Genomic DNA, 15,164 nt, shown 5'->3' with positions numbered 1-15,164 from the left:
ACCATGAACCTGCGCGACTGGGCGCGCCGCATCAAGCGCGACGCGGTCACCCTCTGGTTCGCCTGCCGCGACCCGGCCACGCCGTGGTTGCCGAAGGCGCTGTGCTGGTTCACGGTGGCCTATGCGCTGAGCCCCATCGACCTGATTCCCGACTTCATTCCCGTGCTCGGCTACCTCGACGACATGCTGCTGCTGCCCGCGCTGATCTGGCTCGCGGTGCGCCTGCTGCCGCCCGAGGTCATCGTGCGCAGCCGCGTGCGGGCCGAGGAATGGATGGCGCGCACGGGCAGCAAGCCGACGAGCAAGACTGGCATGGCCCTGGTCATCGGCATCTGGGTGCTGGTTGCCGCCGGGCTGGCCTGGTGGCTCTGGCCGCGCTGACGATTTCACGCCGGTCGTTCATCCGCTTCACAAGGAGCCGAAATGTTCTCTCATGTCTTCTTCAGCGTCTCCGATTTCGACCGCGCGCTGGCCTTCTACGACGCGGTGATGGACGGCCTCGGCCTGGAGCGCCGCTTCTGCGACCCGGCCAAGCCCTGGGCGGGCTGGCACAGCGCAGGGCGCGCGCGACCTTTCTTCGTGATCTGCAAGCCCCACGACGGCCGGCCGCACGATGCGGGCAACGGCCAGATGGCGGCGTTCACCGCCGGCACGCGGGCGATGGTCGATGCGGTGCACCGCATCGCGCTCGCGCACGGCGGCAGCTGCGAAGGCCCGCCGGGGCTGCGCACGCACTACCACCCCGACTACTACGGCGCGTACTTCCGCGACCCGGACGGCAACAAGCTGTGCGTCGTGTGCCACGACGCGGCGGGCTGAGCTTCTAGCTCGCGCGGCTGCGCGAACTCTTGCGCGGGCTCTCGGTGCGCGCCACGCGCGCGGCCTCGGCGGCAGCGTTCACCTGCTCGATCCACAGCAGCGCATCGACATGCGCCATGAAGCGCTGCAGGTACTGCGGCGACAGGTCGCGCATCAGCGTGAGCGCGCGCTGCACCAGGTGGTGCGTGTTGAGCGGGCCGGCGTTCTTCGGCACCTTGGCGAGCGACTGCGTCACGCGCTGGTCGGCCGCGAGCTTGGACCAGGTGCCGCGGAAGTAGCTCAGCGTCTTGAGCTCGGGTGCCGTGGACAGGCTGGGCACGGTGTCACCATCGGTCGCCTCCGCGTCGGGCGGCGGCGGCAGCGGCGCGAGCTGGGCGATGTGGTTCATCAGCTCGGCGAGCGCGGTGTGCAGCGGCGCATCGGCCGGCGCTTCGGCCTCGGGTGCGACCTTCTCCAGATCGGCGCGGTAGGTCGCTATGAGGCTGGCCAACCGCGCATCGAGCAGGCGCCGTGCCTCGCCCTCGTGCGCCGCCGCGCGCTGCGCCATCGCCTCGATGAAACGGAAGCGCACCGGGTCGAAGCGGTCGTCGCCGCGCGCGCGCCAGGCGTCGAGCGCCGCGACGGGGTCGACCTGATCGTCCGGTGCGGTGTCGTTACTCACGGGACTTCGCAGCGTCGGGGGCGTTCTTGGGCCGGGGCGTCGGCGCCATTTCCACGCGGCGATTCTTCGCGCGGCCTTCCGCGTCGCTGTTCGAGGCCACGGCCTGCTCGGCGCCGAAGGCCGCAGCGAACACCGACGACGAGGGCACGCCCTCTTCGATCAGCGCGCGCGTCACGGTGAGCGCGCGCTGGGCCGACAGCTCCCAGTTGTCGGCGAACAGGCGCGCGCCCTCGCGCATCTGCCGGTCGTCGGTGAAGCCGCTCACCATCAGGATCTCGTCGCGCGCCTTCAGGTAGGCGCCCAGCGGGCCGGCCAGGCTTTTCAGCAGTTGCCGGCCGCCGGGCTGCAGGTCGGCGGAGTTGAAGGCGAACAGCACGCTGCCGCTGATGCCGATGCGGCCGTTGTTGAGCGTCACGCGGCCCGCGGCGAGCGGGCCGGCCAGCGCCTGTTCGAGCGCCTCGCGGCGCTGCGATTCGGCGCGGCGCTGCTGCACCTCGGTTTCGAGGCGGCTCGCCAGGTCCAGCTGCATGCCGAGCACGCACACCAGGATCAGCACGAACGCCCCCAGCATGCCCGCCATCAGGTCGCCGAACACCGCCCACACGGGGACGGTCGGCTCCAGGCCGGCGTCGAGGTCGATCTCGTCGCGCACCATTTCAGGCCTCGCTGCCTGCGGTCTGGCGGCTGGCGAACTGCTGCAGGTCTTCGACGATCTGCTTTTGCGACATGATGCTCAGGTCGATCACCTCGCGCGCCTGCGCCACGTAGTAGGCCAGCTGCTCGTCGCTGCGCGCCAGCGACTTGCCCAGCGCGCCTTCGATGCGCTGCAGGTGCGCCACCAGCTTGTCGTTCGATTCGCCGAAGCGCTGCACGGCAAAGCCGAAGGCCTCGCCCAGGCTCGCCACCTCGACCGCGCCGCCGGTGATCTGCGCGGCGATGCCGGCCATCTTCTCGGTCTCGCTCTCGACCTTCTCGGTGAAGCGGCTGCCCACGCGTTCCATCATGTCGGCCGAGGCCGTGACGAGCGCGTCGATGGCGCTGCGCTGCTCGGTCGAGGCATGGTTCACCGCGCCCAGCAGGGTCTCGAGCGTGCCGAGGATGCGGCTGCGCTCTTCGAGCATGTCGTTGTCGCGCGCCATGCCGTCGGACAGCTTCTGGCGCAGCTCGGCGATCACGTCGGCCGCGGCCTTCGGGGCTTCGGCCGCCACCTGCAGCAGCTGCGCGACTTCGGCCACGGTCTGCTTGGCGTTGGCCTCGGCCTGCGCTGACATGTCGCGCACGGTCTGCGCGAGCGTCTCGCTCATCTGCTGCTGCTGGCTCAGGCTGTGTGCGCCGGCCTGCTGCCATTCCTTCTGCAGCGAGGCGGCCATGGTCTCGAGCGACCCGCTCCAGGCCGCAAGGCGCTGCGCGTCGCGCGTGGCGAGTTCGGTCTGCAGGTTGGCGTGCGCCTCGCGCACGGTGTCGAGCAGCGAGGCGGCGGCGCGGGGTGCGTCCGACGCGGCCTGCAGCAGCTGCGCGACTTCGGCGACGGTCTGCTTCGCATGCGCCTCGGCCTGCGCCGACACGTCGCGCGCGGCCTGCGCCAGCGTGTCGCTCAGTTGCTGTTGCTGGCTCAGCGTGTGCGCGCCGGCCTGCTGCCATTCCTTCTGCAGCGACGCGGCCATGGCTTCGAGCGACTGGCTCCAGGCCGACAGGCGCTGCGCATCGCGCGCCGCCAGTTCGGTCTGCAGGCTGGTGTGCGCTTCGCCCACGGTGCGCAGCAGCGACACCGAATGCTGTTCGAAGGTGGCAGCCGCGGCGGCGAGCGCCTGGTGCGAATCGCCCGAGAGTTTTTCGCTCACGCGCTGGTGCTGCGCGAGCGCGCTGCCCCAGGTGTCGGACACGCTGCCCACGGTGCTTTCGAGGCGGGCCGACACGCCATCGACCAGCGCGGCCGAGCGCTGCTCGAAGGTCTCGGCAAAGCGTTCGAGCGTGCCGCGCAGGTCGCTCGACAGCGCCCCGCTCGCGCGCTCGTGTTCGGCCAGTGCGGCCTTCCAGGTGTCGGCCACGCCGGCGGTCGAGGCCTCGAAGCGGCCCGTGAGGCCTTCGAGCTGTCGTTCGACGGCCTGCGCCATGCCGCCTTGCAGCGACGCGGCTTCGCGCGCGATGCCGAGCATGGCCGCCTCGACCACGGGCTGGATCGTTGCGCCGGCGATGCGGGCGGTGTCGGTGAGGCTGTCCTTCAGCGAGCGATCGACCGAGGCGGCCAGGCCGCTGTACGCGGCTTCGGCCTTCTGGTGGAAGCTGTCCTGGCTGGCGACGAGACGGTCGTTCTGCGACTGGCTCTGGCGCTCCAGCGCGGCCATCATGGTCTGCAACTGGCCGACCAGTTCGGGCATCACCTTCGCCACGGGCTGGATGGTTTCGCCGGCGATGCGGGCGCTGTCGGCCAGGCTGTCCTTCAGCGAGCGATCGACCGAAGCGGCCAGCCCCGTGTACGCGGCTTCGGCCTTCTGGTGGAAGCTGTCCTGGCTGGCCACGAGGCGGTCGTTCTGCGTCTGGGTCTGGCGCTCCATCGCGGCCATCATGGTCTGCAGCTGGCCGACCAGCTCGGGCATCACCTTTGCCACCGGCTGGATGGTTTCGCCGGCGATGCGGGCGCTGTCGGCCAGGCTGTCTTTGAGCGAGCGGTCGACCGAGGCGGCGAGCCCCGTGTAGGCGGCTTCGGTCTTCTGGTGGAAAGTGTCCTGGCTGGCGACGAGGCGTTCGTTGATCGACTGGCTCTGGCGGTCCATCGCGGCCACCATGGCCTGCAGCTGGTCGACCAGCGCGGGCATCGCGTGGGCCTGTTGCTGCATCAGCTTGAACGACTCCTCGCGGCGGTGTGCCAGCGAATGGCCGCGCAGCGACGTGGCAATGAGCGTGTCGAGCGACTGCCCGGCCAGCAGGCGTTCGCGCCGGCACAGCGCCGAGGCCAGGCCCAGCATGGCCGATGCGGCCACGCCCGCCACCGAGGTGCCGAAGGCCAGGCCCAGGCCGCGCACGGGCGCCGACAGCGAATTGCGGATGGCCTGCACGTCGGTCGCGCTTTCGAGCGCCAGCCCCGTGCCGTTGAGCGTCACCACCATGCCCAGGAAGGTGCCCAGCATGCCCAGCAGCACCAGCAGGCCCGCGAGGTACGGCGTGAGCGCCGGGCCCGGCAGGCCGACGCGCTCGCCTTCGATGCGCAGGCGCACCGCGTTGCGCAGCGAGGGATGCAGGCCGGCGAGCCAGTCGCCGAGGCTGGCCGGCGGCGCCGACAGGTCGTTCACCGCATGCGACAGCGTGCCGGTGGCCTGGTGGAAGCGGTGCAGCTCCAGCGCGCCCATCAGGTAGAACGCGCCGATCAGCGCCGTGATCACCAGGGCCAGCGGGTTGTGGCCGACATAGCTGGCACCGACCCAGCACACGACGGCCAGGCCCACGAGGAAGACGGCGTAATGGAAAAATCTGTTCATGGAAGCTTGTTGTCTCTTATGTGGCTAGCGATCGCGAAGGGCTTCTAGCAGGCCTTCGACCGGTTGCATGCGAATGTCCAGCTCGGCCCGCAACACGCTTTGCATGTCGCGGCCGAACACGTTCAGCCAGCCGCCGGCGGAATTCGGTGGCGGCTGGGGGGTGTCGGGGTGTGCGTCCTGCGCGGCCTGGTCGGCCTCACGCAGGCGCTTGAAGTGTTTCTCCAGCAGCGACGGCACGCTCGCCAGCAGGCTGCGTTCGCGGGCGCCCACCACCTGTTCCAGGATGGCGTCCACCGCAGCCAGCCGGGCCAGCTCGGGCGAACGGGTCGCGAGACGGGCCCGCAGGCGCGCGCGCAGCGGTTCGATGGCCGTTTCCATGGCCTGCTGCCGCGCGAAGTAGCGGCGGCGGTACGGCGGAAAGTCGTCGTTCGCGCCCGGCAGCACCGAAGCCACGCCACCGTCGGCATTGCCCTTAGCCAGCGCGGCCTTCAGGCGCGCGCACTCCTGCGCCTCCTCGGCGCCCTCGGACGCCCGGACGCCGGACACGGCGACGCCCAGATCGGAATCCAAAGCTGCAGACAAGGAGATGGCGTCGGTCCAACTGAACCACTGACTCAAACGATCCGCGAGGGCTTGCCTGGATTCGGGAACGTCGATGTCGCTCAATTGAGCGAGCAAGCGAGTGAGCGCCGAGCCGGTGAAGCCTGTGCGCCGTGACACTTGCACCATACCGCGAGAGAGGGAGAAAACCGGGCAGTTTACACCGGTCAACAAGCGGTTTTCCCTCTGTGAACTGGTGCACACGAAGCGCGGGAGAAGTGAAACGGGGTGTGACAGGGATCGAGGAAATCCGGGCCTTCCCGACCCGCCCGCACAGCCCTTTTTCAGGCCGCCCTGGCCTGCGCGCGCTGCGCCACCCCGATGCTGCAGATCACCACCACCAGCCCTGCGACCTGCGCCGGCGTGAGCGTCTGCTGCAGGAACACGCCGCCAAGCACCACCGCCGTCAGCGGGCTCAGGAAACCCAGCGACGACACGACCGACGACTCCAGCCGCGCGATGCCGCGAAACCACAGGATGTAGGTCAGCGCCGCACCCACCAGCCCGAGCCACGCGAGCCCCAGCAGGCTGGGCGTCGTGAACATGGGCAGCGCCGGGTCGAGCGCGAGTGACACCGGGACCAGCAGCAGCCCGCCGGCCGTGAGCTGCCACGCGGTGAAGGTAAGCGGCGACACCGGCGGCTGCCAGCGTCGGCTCAGCACCGTGCCACAGGCCATCGAGGCCGCGCCCGCCAGGCCCGCGGCGATGCCGACCGGATCGAGCGCCGCGCGCGGCGTGAGCACCAGCAGCGCGACGCCGCCCAACCCCGCCAGCGCCGCGACGATCGACCAGGGCCGGATCGGGCTGCGCAAGAGGACGTACGCCAGCACGATCACCAGCAGCGGCTGCACCGCGCCCACGGTCGCCGCCACGCCGCCCGGCAGCCGGTAGGCCGACACGAACAGCATCGCCCAGAAGAGCGAGAAGTTGAGCGCGCCGAGCACGAACACCCGCCCCCACCACAAGCCGCGCGGCAGCTGCCGCACGATCAGCAACAGCAGCAACCCGGCGGGCAGCGCCCGCAGCATCGCGACGGTCATCGGCGGCCAGCCGGCGAGGAACTCGGTGGTGACGATGTAGGTGCTGCCCCAGATGGCCGGCGCGATCGCCGTCAGCCACAGATCGGTGGCGCGCGCCTTCACAGGATGTCGAGCACTTCGGCCAGCGGGCGGCGCGGCTTCTGCGGCCAGTTGCCGGGCGCGGCGCGGCCCACGGCCACCAGCACCACGGGCACCTCGTGCGGCCGCAGGCCGAACTCGCGGGTCACGCCCTCGGGGTCGAAGCCGACCATCGGCCCCGACACGAGCCCCTGCGCCTCGGCCGCGTGGATGAGGGTGGCGGCCCCGAAGGCGGCGCTGCGCACGGCCTCGTCGCGCGCGGTGCGCGGGTCGTCGGCGTACTGCAGGCGCGCGCCTTCGCGCCAGCCGGCCGCCGTGTCGGGCGACATGAAGCCGGCCTCCATGAACGGGCGCAGCCGGTCGACGAGCGCCTCGTGGTCGGGCAGCAGGCCGCAGACGATGAAGGTGACGGCCGCCTCGCTCACCTTGGGCTGGTCCTGCGCCACCCGCCGCAGCCGCGCCTTGGCTTGCGGCGTGCGCGCCGCGATGAAGCGCCAGTTCTGCAGGTTGTAGGCCGTGGGCGCCCGCGTGGCGAAGCGGATCAGCGATTCGATCTCTTCGCTTTGCAGCACGTGGGACGGGTCGAAGCGGTTGGCCGAGGCACGTTGTTCGATGAGGGTCAGCGCAGGATGGGTCATGGCAATGGATAAGGAAGAGGAAAAGAAGAAGGGCGCGGTCATTGGCGATCGGGCAGCGCCTGTGCCTGCGCGGCGATGGCGGCTTCCTGGCGCGGGGTGTTCTGGCCGGCGGCGATCATCCAGCCGTCGCCGTGCTTGCTCATCACGTACAGCGGGCGTCCTTCGGCCCGCCCCGCCAGCGGCGCGCCGGCCGCATCGACCGGGCGCTGGCGCACGTTGACGACCGCGATGGTGTCGCTCAGGAAGGTGACGTGCTCCACGTCGTAGAACGCGTGCTCGTCGCCGATGGCGGGCGTGAGCACGCTGGCGGTGAACTCGCGGATCTTCGGCCAGTCGTTGAGCCGACGCCCGAAGGCGGTCACCCACACGGCCTCGGGCGTGAGCAGGCGGGTGAAACCGTCGACATCGCGCGCCCGCTGCGTCGATTCGACGCGGGCGACGACGCCGTCGATCAGTTCGATGTCATGCGTGCGCTGCCGCGGCGACGAGGCGGCATAGCTCACGGTCGGGCGTGGGCGATGTCTCATGCGTGCTCCCCCGGATGCGTCGCATCGAGCGTGAAGCTGCCGATGCCGACCGGCGCCCTTCCCTGCACTGCGTCGATGACGGCGGCAGCGCCGGCGCTCGTGAAGCCGCCGTAGAGCTCGATGAGCCCCACGCCGTCGGCCACCAGCCCGCGCGCCGCGGCCACGGCCGCCGCCTCGTCGGGCACCGGCACGAAGGTCGTGTGCTCGCGCATGAAGGTCTGCACGAAGCGGTCGCGGCGCGCGTCGGCGCCGGGCTCCAGGAAGATGAAGGCGGCCGGCAGCGGCGCGCCGTCGGCATGGGCCTGGCTGAAGCGCGCGGCCGGTGCCAGCGACTCCATGCCGAAGGTGACCGAGCTGACCTGCACGCCCGGGCCGGCCGCGGCGCTGACCAGCGGGCGCCACCGGGGCGAGACGCCGCCGCACAGCTCGATGAGTTCCACGCCATCGCGCGCCAGGTCGATCGCCACGTCGGCCAGTTCGCCGGGGTGGCCGACCGCCACGATGGTCAGGTCCTTGCGCTCGAGATGGTCGCGCCGGGGGTCGGCGCCGGTGGCTTCGTAGACGATGGCTTTCTTCATGGCTCGCTTCCAGGAAAGGAGAAGAAGCCAATGCTCCCGCAGGCCATCGATCTGCACAATTGATAAAATTTAGATCGAATTGATCACAAAATCAGATCATGCTGGACGCCCTCACCCTCGACCAATTGCGCGTCTTCGTCTCGATCGCCGACCGGGGCTCCTTCCGCGCGGCGGCCGGTTCGCTCGGGCGGGCGCAGTCCGGCCTCAGCGCCGCGATTGCCAACCTCGAATCCGAGCTGCGCCTGTCGCTGTTCGACCGCTCGCAGCACCGCCCAGTGCTCACCGAGGCCGGCGCGACGCTGCTGGCGGAAGCGCGCACGCTGCTGATCAAGGCCGACGCGTTCCGCGCGCGGGCCAACAGCTTCAGCGAAGGCGTCGAGGCCGAGCTGCGCATGGCGCAAGACCCGCTGCTGCCGCTGCCGCTCGTGGCCGACGCCATCTGCCGCTTCCAGGCGGAGTTCCCCAGCGTGCGGCTGGAGCTGGAAACCGCGCCCATGACGTCGGCGCTGGCCGCCGTGCTGGAAGGCCGCTGCGACCTCGGACTCACGGCCGCGGAAGAACACGATCCGCATGTGGCGTCGGAGGGGATCGGCGAGATCGGGGGCATGGTGGCGGTGTGCCATCCGGCGCATGCGCTGGCACAGGCAAGCGCCGAGCGATGGACGACCGTCGACCTGGCGGACCACGTGCAGGTCGTCGTGGCCGACCCGTCGGCGCGCTCGCAAGGGCGCAACTTCGGCGTGCTGTCGCAGAAGACCTGCCGCGTCAGCGAGATCGCGACCAAGCACGCGCTGATCCTCGGCGGCGTCGGCTGGGGCCACCTGCCGCTGTGGATGGTGCAGGCCGACCTGAAAGCGAAGCGGCTGGCGCACGTGCCGCTGGCCATGCAGCGCACGACGGCGCCGCGGCCGTTGCCGGTCTACCTGATCCGCCGCATCGACCGACCGTTCGGCCCTGCGGCATCGGGACTCAGCCGCATTTTCTCCACCGTTTTCCGTGGCCCGAAACAGCCAAATACCCAGAACAGGTGAGTGTGCTTGTTTACATTTGTCGTAAGAATGAATACTTTCAATTCCCAGTAGCCGAAGAGCCACAGAGCTTGGTCAGGGTGGGATCTGGACAGCATGGTCATTCGGACAAATGTCGTCGTCTCATTCGGTTTCTGCCTGCCCCTGCCACCTTCAGGACATGGATCGCCAGCCGCGCACTGCGTGGATGCGCCTGCTGCCCTGGCTGCGCCTGTACCGCTGTTCGAGCTGCAGCAAGATGCATCTTCTTTCCAAGCAAAAGGTAGACAACGCCCGCCTCCTGCACGCCGCCCAGGTGCGCGCACGCGGGGGCTGAGGGCGCCGGCCCCGATTTCCCTGCTATCATTTTTTCGTTCGCGCGCCCTGCGCGAACCGGGCCGAGGACGACCTCGGCCTTGCACCTCCACCTTGCAAGGGACGGCCCTTTCCTGACTTCTCGCGAAGTTTCGACATGGCCGAACTGCTCCCTTCCTGGCGCCTCGCTGCGCTACGCTTCTTCTCCCGTTTCCGTCTTCCCCGCGCCACCGTGCCGGATGCCTTCCGGCTGACGCTGGGCGCCGTGCGCCTGCACGTGCGCACGGGCGCGACCCGGCTGTCCTACCGCGCCGAATGCCCGCGCGCGCCCGCCGCATCGGGGGCCGCGCGATGAACGGTCTTGATCTGCACTGGCCCGCGTTGACCATGGCGGTGGCCCTGGCGTACGCCGCATGGCATGCGCGCCGCGAAGGCTGCGAGCCGCGCGACGTGAAGGCCCTGTGGGCCGCCAGCGGGCTCAGCCTCGCAGGCAGCGGCCTGCTGGCCCTGGCTTCCCTCTTGATGTCGGAGTGACAACGCACATGACCACAACCCACACCCCTGCCCGCCTCGTGCCGCCCGCGACCTGGGCCCTGATCGCCGCCGCCTGGCTCGTGGTCGGGCTCTTCGTCGCGTTCGGCGACCGCTGGCTGGCCGCGCCGATCAGCCCCGCGGTGGCCGGCTGCGTTTTTCTTGCGCTGTTCGTCACCATCCTGGCCGCGTCCTTCGGCGTGGTGCGCGAAGCCGATCACCTGGCGCACCAGCTGGGCGAGCCCTACGGCACGCTGATCCTGACGCTGTCGATCGTGTCGATCGAGGTGATCCTCATCGCCTCGGTGCTGCTCGGCCCGGGCGAGTTTCCGACCATCGGGCGCGACTCGATCTTCGCCGTGATGATGATCATCCTGAACCTCGTGATCGGCATCTGCCTCATCGCCGGTGCGGCGCGCCACGGCGACCAGGAATACAACGCGCAGGGCGCCGGCGCCTATGTGTCGATGATCGTGCTGCTGACGGGCACGGCGCTGGTGCTGCCCAACCACAGCTCGGGTGCGGGCGAGTTCACGCCGGTGCAGGCGATCGGCATGTCGGTGCTCACCGCCGTGCTGTACGGCGCGTTTCTCTGGATGCAGATGCGCAGCCACCAGCGCTTCTTCATCCAGCCGGCGCCGGGGCACATGTCGGTGCGTGCGACCGCGCCCTCCCCCGCGACGCAGTCAGCGCACGGCGGCCTGGACAAGCGCGCCGTGGTCGTTCGCTCGCTGCTGTTGCTCGCGATGATCCTGCCCATCGTGCTGCTCGCGCACTACCTCGCGGTGGTCACCGACTACGGCATCGCCGCGGCCGGCGCGCCCGCGGCCGTGGGCGGCGTGCTCATCGCGATCATCGTCTTCACACCCGAATCGATCACCGCCGTGCGCGCCGCGATGAACAACGAGATGCAGCGCGCCATCAACCTGTGCCTGGGCGCCTTCGTCTCCACCGTGGGACTCACGGTGCCGGCCGTGCTGGTCATCGGGCTGGTCACGGGCAAGCAGGTGCTCATGGGCATCTCGGGCGCGGAAACCCTGCTGTTCGCGGTGACGGCGGTGCTGACGATGCTGAGCTTCAACGGACAGCGCACGTCGCCGATCCAGGGCCTCATGCACCTGATGCTGTTCGCGGTGTACGGGATGCTGCTGTTCCTGCCCTGAGGGCGCGCAGCCGGGTTACCCCACCGCCTGCGCCTTCGCCAAGGCAGGCGGGCGCCCCGTTGAGGTACCTCGCCCTCTGCGGGGCCTCCCCCACCGCCACCAGGCCCTCTCGCCGCCCTCGTGCAGTGGCCTATTTATCCGCATGAAATTTAATGCAAATATAGTTACCAAACGTTAATGGAATGAGATTTCAATTGCATCTGAACACCAAAGTAGTAATGTGAACTCGTCACACGTTGTGGTCTTTGGCAATAAAAATGTATTCCAAACTGTCACTGCCGAGCGCCCCCGCCTGTACCGCGATCACTCGCGGTGCCTGACATGGCCCATGCACAGGATGCATCCCCATGCAAGTTCGCGGCTCCGCCCCCAGCATCGACGCCAGCCTGGCGGCGGATGCGCTCATGGTGGGACGCATGCGGCTCGTGCTGTCGATTTCGGCCCTGCTGGCGATCACGGTCGACGCCGCCGATAGCCACAACCAGGTCCCCGCAGCGGTCTGGCTGGCCTTCTTCGGTTACATCCTTCACAGCCTGCTGATCCACGTCTGCACGGCGGTAGGACGGCCCTACTTCCAGGGCCGGGCGATCCACTGGTCCGACGTGCTGTGGTTCACGCTGATCATGGCGGTGACCGACGGCACCCACAGCCTGTTCTTCCTTTTCTACTTCTTCGCCATCCTCACCTCCTCGTTCCGCTGGGGCTTCGAGGAAGGTGCCCGCGTGACGGTGGCGTCGGTCGCCTCGTTCGTTGCCTGCGGGCTGGTCACGTGCTCGGACGACACGCCGCAGCTGCTGATGCGCACCGCCTTCCTGCTGGCGCTGGGGCACATGATCGTGTACTGGGGCGGCTCCAAGCTGGCGCTGCAACGGCGCCTGGCGCTGCTGGGCGACGTGAGCCAGCTGTCGAACCCGCGCTTCGGCGCCGGGCGCACCATCGCCCGCACGATGGAGCGCACCCTGGCCTTCTTCAAGGCCAGCCATTGCATCCTGCTCACGCGCGACCGCGCCACCGGCACCTGGACTTTGCGCACGCTGCGCGAGGACGACACCTGCGAGCAGGTGAGCATCGAGAACATCGGCCGCCTCGCGGAATCACCGCTCATGGCCCTGGCGCCCGACAGCATCGTGATGAGCAACCGCCTGCCCTGGCCGCTGAGCCACCTTCGCGCGCAGCACCACGTCTTCGCAGCGGGCGCGACCGCCTGGCGCCGCGCCGACGAAGAGGCCGCGCAGCGCTGCGCCACCGTCGCCGCCATGCTGGAGGCCCGCGCTTTCATCAGCGCGCCGCTGCCGATGCGCCTGGGCGAAGGCCGGGTGTTCATCTCGTCGCGCGACGGGCGGCTCGGCAAGTCCGACGCGCTGTTCCTCGCGCACCTCATGGAGCAGATCTTCCCGGTCATCGAGACCATCGAAGTGCTCGACCGGATGGCCTCGGAAGCCGCGTCGGCGGAGCGCCTGAAGATCGCGCTGGACCTGCACGACACGGCCATCCAGCCCTACATCGGCCTGCGCATGGGCCTGTGCGCACTGCGCAAGCGCGCCGGCGTCGACAACCCGCTGCGCGAAGACCTCGACAAGCTCTCGGAGGTGGCCGACGGCGTGATCGCCGACCTGCGCCGCTACGCCGGCGAAGTCAGGCACGGCGCGAACGATCCGGGCGGACTCGTGCGGCCCCACATCGAGCGCCAGGCCGCGCGGATCAAGGGCCTGTACGGCATCGACATCGACATCGTGATGGCCATCGACGCCCCGCTGCACCTGGACGACCGCGTGACCGCGGAGTTGCTGCAGATGGTGAGCGAGGGGCTGAACAACATCTGCAAGCACACCCATGCGCGCCACGGCAGCGTGCGCATCGACTGCAAAAACGGCCAGCTGGCCTTGTGCATCGAGAACGACGCCTGCCAGGAAAGCTTCACCGCCTTCCACCCACGCTCCCTCACCGAGCGCGCCGCGGCCCTAGGCGGCCAGGCGCATGTCGACCGATGCGCGAACGGCGGCACGGCGGTGCGGATCGAAATCCCGATCTGACCGCTCGCCGCAGACACAGGAAGGAGTCCGTCATGCAAACCCTCGACCATCCCGACCATCCCATTGCCGTGCTGCTCGTGGACGACCACAAGACCATGCTGTGGGGCCTGTCGAAGCTGATCGACGGCGAACAGCCGCGCATGAAGGTGGTCGGCACGGCCAGCTGTTGCGACGAAGCGGTGGCCACGGCGCAAAGCCTCGCACCCGACGTCATCGTGCTCGACCTCGACCTGGACGGCCACAGCGCGCTGGACATCCTGCCCCGGCTGCTGGCCAACGAGGTGTCGCGCGTGATGGTGCTGACGGCCGAGAAAGAACAGCGCACGCTCGACCTGGCCGTGCTGCGCGGCGCGCGCGGCGTGGTGGGCAAGGACGCCTCGGCGCAGCAGCTGCTCGACGCCATTTCACGCGTCCACCAGGGCGAGCTGTGCGTCGACGCGCAGACCATGGGCCGCGTCTTCTCCGAACTCACGTCGGCCAGGAAGCCCGCGAAGGCCGACCCCGACACGGCGCGGCAGGCCACGCTGACGCACAAGGAACGCGAGATCATCCACATCGTCGTGACGGGCTGCGGCGCCTCCAACAAGGTGCTTGCCGAGCGCGCCTTCGTCACCGAGCACACGCTGCGCAACCACCTGTGCGCCATCTACCAGAAGCTGGGCGTCACGAACCGGCTCGAGCTGTACATCTACGCGATCAAGCACCAGCTCGACACGCTGGCGTCCTGAAACGCTGCGGCGGCGCCTGCTGCGCGCCGCCTGCGCGCCCCCTTACAGCTGCCCGCCGCTCAGCATCGGCATGATCATCCGGATCACGCGGATCGCCGCCGGCGTGAGGATCACGAGCGAGATGCACGGGAAGATGCACAGCACCAGCGGCAGCAGCATCTTGGTCGGCACCTTCGCGGCCAGTTCCTCGGCGCGCACCTGGCGCTTGTGGCGCAGGTCGTCCGAAAACACGCGCAGCGACTCTCCGATGCTGGTGCCGAAGCGGTCCGCCTGGGTCAGCATGGTGGCGAAGGTGCTTAGTTCTTCCACGCCCGTGCGCAGCGCCAGGTTGCGCAGCGACTTCTCGCGCGTGCCGCCGGCGCGCATTTCCAGGTTGGTCCAGTGCAGTTCCTGCGCGAGCGCCTGGCTCTTGATCTTGATTTCCTCGGTGACCTTGGCCAGCCCGGCGTCCAGCCCGAGCCCCGCCTCCACGCACACCAGCATCAGGTCGGCGGCGTCGGGGAAGTTCTCGAAGATCTCGCGGCGCCGCGCACGGATGCGCAGGCGCAGCACCAGGTTGGGCAGGTAGCAGCCGGCCAGCGCGGCCAGCGCAAGCCACAGCAGCATCGTCATGCCGCCATCCGCCCCCGCCGCGCGCATCGCGAAGAACGCGATGGCCGCGAAGCCCAGCGGCAGCAATGTCTTCAGGCCGAAGTAGACAAGGTAGGCATCCGGATGGCGGATGCCGGCGTTCAGGAAGCGCACGCGCAGCGGCGACAGGTCGGCGTCGCCGGTCGGCGACGACAGCTGCGCGAACGGGCCGACGAGCTTGATCGCCGTCTCGGTCCAGGCCGACTTGCCTGACGACGGCGCCACCGCCTGCAGCCGCTGCGCGGCGCGCGTCGGGGACAGCCACGCCGCCAGGCCGATGACGGCCAGCGACACGGACAGGAACACCAGGATGGGGAACAGCATGGCCATGGCGCTTCTC

Annotated in this window: 17 protein-coding genes; 8 read left to right on the top strand and 9 right to left on the bottom strand. The window is 69.5% G+C overall.

What is annotated here, in order from left to right:
• Positions 1–3: 3 nt before the first annotated feature.
• Positions 4–381: a YkvA family protein gene (locus AC3WQM_RS00890; RefSeq protein ID WP_492676545.1), complete on the top strand. Its 378-nt coding sequence runs from the start codon at positions 4–6 to the stop codon at positions 379–381.
• Positions 382–423: 42 nt separating this feature from the next.
• The gene (locus tag AC3WQM_RS00885) at positions 424–819 is read left to right on the top strand and encodes a VOC family protein (RefSeq protein ID WP_492676544.1); all 396 of its coding nucleotides are present in this window, start codon (positions 424–426) and stop codon (positions 817–819) included.
• 4 nt (positions 820–823) lie between these two features.
• Here AC3WQM_RS00885 and AC3WQM_RS00880 read toward each other — a convergent pair whose 3' ends face one another.
• The 8 genes from AC3WQM_RS00880 to AC3WQM_RS00845 form a co-directional block, all read right to left on the bottom strand.
• On the bottom strand, positions 824–1,480 hold the full coding sequence (locus AC3WQM_RS00880; protein WP_492676543.1) for a DUF2894 domain-containing protein: 657 nt from the start codon (positions 1,478–1,480) through the stop codon (positions 824–826).
• Positions 1,473–2,135: an OmpA family protein gene (locus AC3WQM_RS00875; protein WP_070061151.1), complete on the bottom strand. Its 663-nt coding sequence runs from the start codon at positions 2,133–2,135 to the stop codon at positions 1,473–1,475. Before AC3WQM_RS00875 ends, AC3WQM_RS00880 begins: the two co-directional genes overlap by 8 nt.
• Before the next feature lies 1 nt (position 2,136).
• Positions 2,137–4,956, bottom strand: coding sequence for a DUF802 domain-containing protein (locus tag AC3WQM_RS00870; protein ID WP_492676542.1), 2,820 nt, complete (start codon positions 4,954–4,956; stop codon positions 2,137–2,139).
• A 24-nt stretch (positions 4,957–4,980) separates the two neighbouring features.
• On the bottom strand, positions 4,981–5,685 hold the full coding sequence (locus AC3WQM_RS00865) for a DUF3348 domain-containing protein (RefSeq protein WP_492677175.1): 705 nt from the start codon (positions 5,683–5,685) through the stop codon (positions 4,981–4,983).
• Between the two features lie 155 nt (positions 5,686–5,840).
• Positions 5,841–6,698, bottom strand: coding sequence for an EamA family transporter (locus tag AC3WQM_RS00860; RefSeq protein ID WP_492676541.1), 858 nt, complete (start codon positions 6,696–6,698; stop codon positions 5,841–5,843).
• Positions 6,695–7,312, bottom strand: a complete 618-nt coding sequence (locus AC3WQM_RS00855) for a nitroreductase family protein (RefSeq protein ID WP_492676540.1) — start codon at positions 7,310–7,312, stop codon at positions 6,695–6,697. Before AC3WQM_RS00855 ends, AC3WQM_RS00860 begins: the two co-directional genes overlap by 4 nt.
• 38 nt (positions 7,313–7,350) lie before the next feature.
• Positions 7,351–7,839 (bottom strand): SgcJ/EcaC family oxidoreductase, encoded by a 489-nt coding sequence (locus AC3WQM_RS00850; protein WP_489058561.1) that lies wholly within the window; start codon positions 7,837–7,839, stop codon positions 7,351–7,353.
• The gene (locus tag AC3WQM_RS00845; protein WP_492676539.1) at positions 7,836–8,417 is read right to left on the bottom strand and encodes a DUF6506 family protein; all 582 of its coding nucleotides are present in this window, start codon (positions 8,415–8,417) and stop codon (positions 7,836–7,838) included. The genes AC3WQM_RS00850 and AC3WQM_RS00845 overlap by 4 nt, the downstream gene beginning before the upstream one ends.
• A gap of 98 nt (positions 8,418–8,515) precedes the next feature.
• On the opposite strand from AC3WQM_RS00845, the gene AC3WQM_RS00840 reads away from it, so the two are divergent.
• The 6 genes from AC3WQM_RS00840 (at position 8,516) to AC3WQM_RS00815 (ending at position 14,194) form a co-directional block, all read left to right on the top strand.
• Positions 8,516–9,448, top strand: coding sequence for a LysR family transcriptional regulator (locus AC3WQM_RS00840; protein WP_492676538.1), 933 nt, complete (start codon positions 8,516–8,518; stop codon positions 9,446–9,448).
• A gap of 448 nt (positions 9,449–9,896) precedes the next feature.
• A complete protein-coding gene (locus AC3WQM_RS00835; protein WP_492676536.1) occupies positions 9,897–10,094 on the top strand; it encodes a hypothetical protein in 198 nt (65 codons plus the stop codon).
• Positions 10,091–10,273, top strand: coding sequence for a hypothetical protein (locus AC3WQM_RS00830; RefSeq protein WP_095745833.1), 183 nt, complete (start codon positions 10,091–10,093; stop codon positions 10,271–10,273). The genes AC3WQM_RS00835 and AC3WQM_RS00830 overlap by 4 nt, the downstream gene beginning before the upstream one ends.
• 8 nt (positions 10,274–10,281) lie before the next feature.
• The gene (locus AC3WQM_RS00825; protein WP_492676535.1) at positions 10,282–11,433 is read left to right on the top strand and encodes a calcium:cation antiporter; all 1,152 of its coding nucleotides are present in this window, start codon (positions 10,282–10,284) and stop codon (positions 11,431–11,433) included.
• Positions 11,434–11,780: 347 nt separating this feature from the next.
• A complete protein-coding gene (locus AC3WQM_RS00820; RefSeq protein WP_492676534.1) occupies positions 11,781–13,466 on the top strand; it encodes a sensor histidine kinase in 1,686 nt (561 codons plus the stop codon).
• Between the two features lie 32 nt (positions 13,467–13,498).
• A complete protein-coding gene (locus AC3WQM_RS00815) occupies positions 13,499–14,194 on the top strand; it encodes a response regulator (protein WP_492676533.1) in 696 nt (231 codons plus the stop codon).
• A gap of 42 nt (positions 14,195–14,236) precedes the next feature.
• On the opposite strand, the gene AC3WQM_RS00810 is transcribed toward AC3WQM_RS00815, so the two are convergent.
• On the bottom strand, positions 14,237–15,154 hold the full coding sequence (locus tag AC3WQM_RS00810; RefSeq protein WP_492676532.1) for a type II secretion system F family protein: 918 nt from the start codon (positions 15,152–15,154) through the stop codon (positions 14,237–14,239).
• Between the last annotated feature and the right edge of the window lie 10 nt (positions 15,155–15,164).

The sequence above is a fragment of the Variovorax sp. FW301-JW7 genome, from assembly GCF_058788795.1.
The sequence above is the reverse complement of the archived record's forward strand: the minus strand, read 5'-3'. Positions and strand labels throughout refer to the sequence as shown.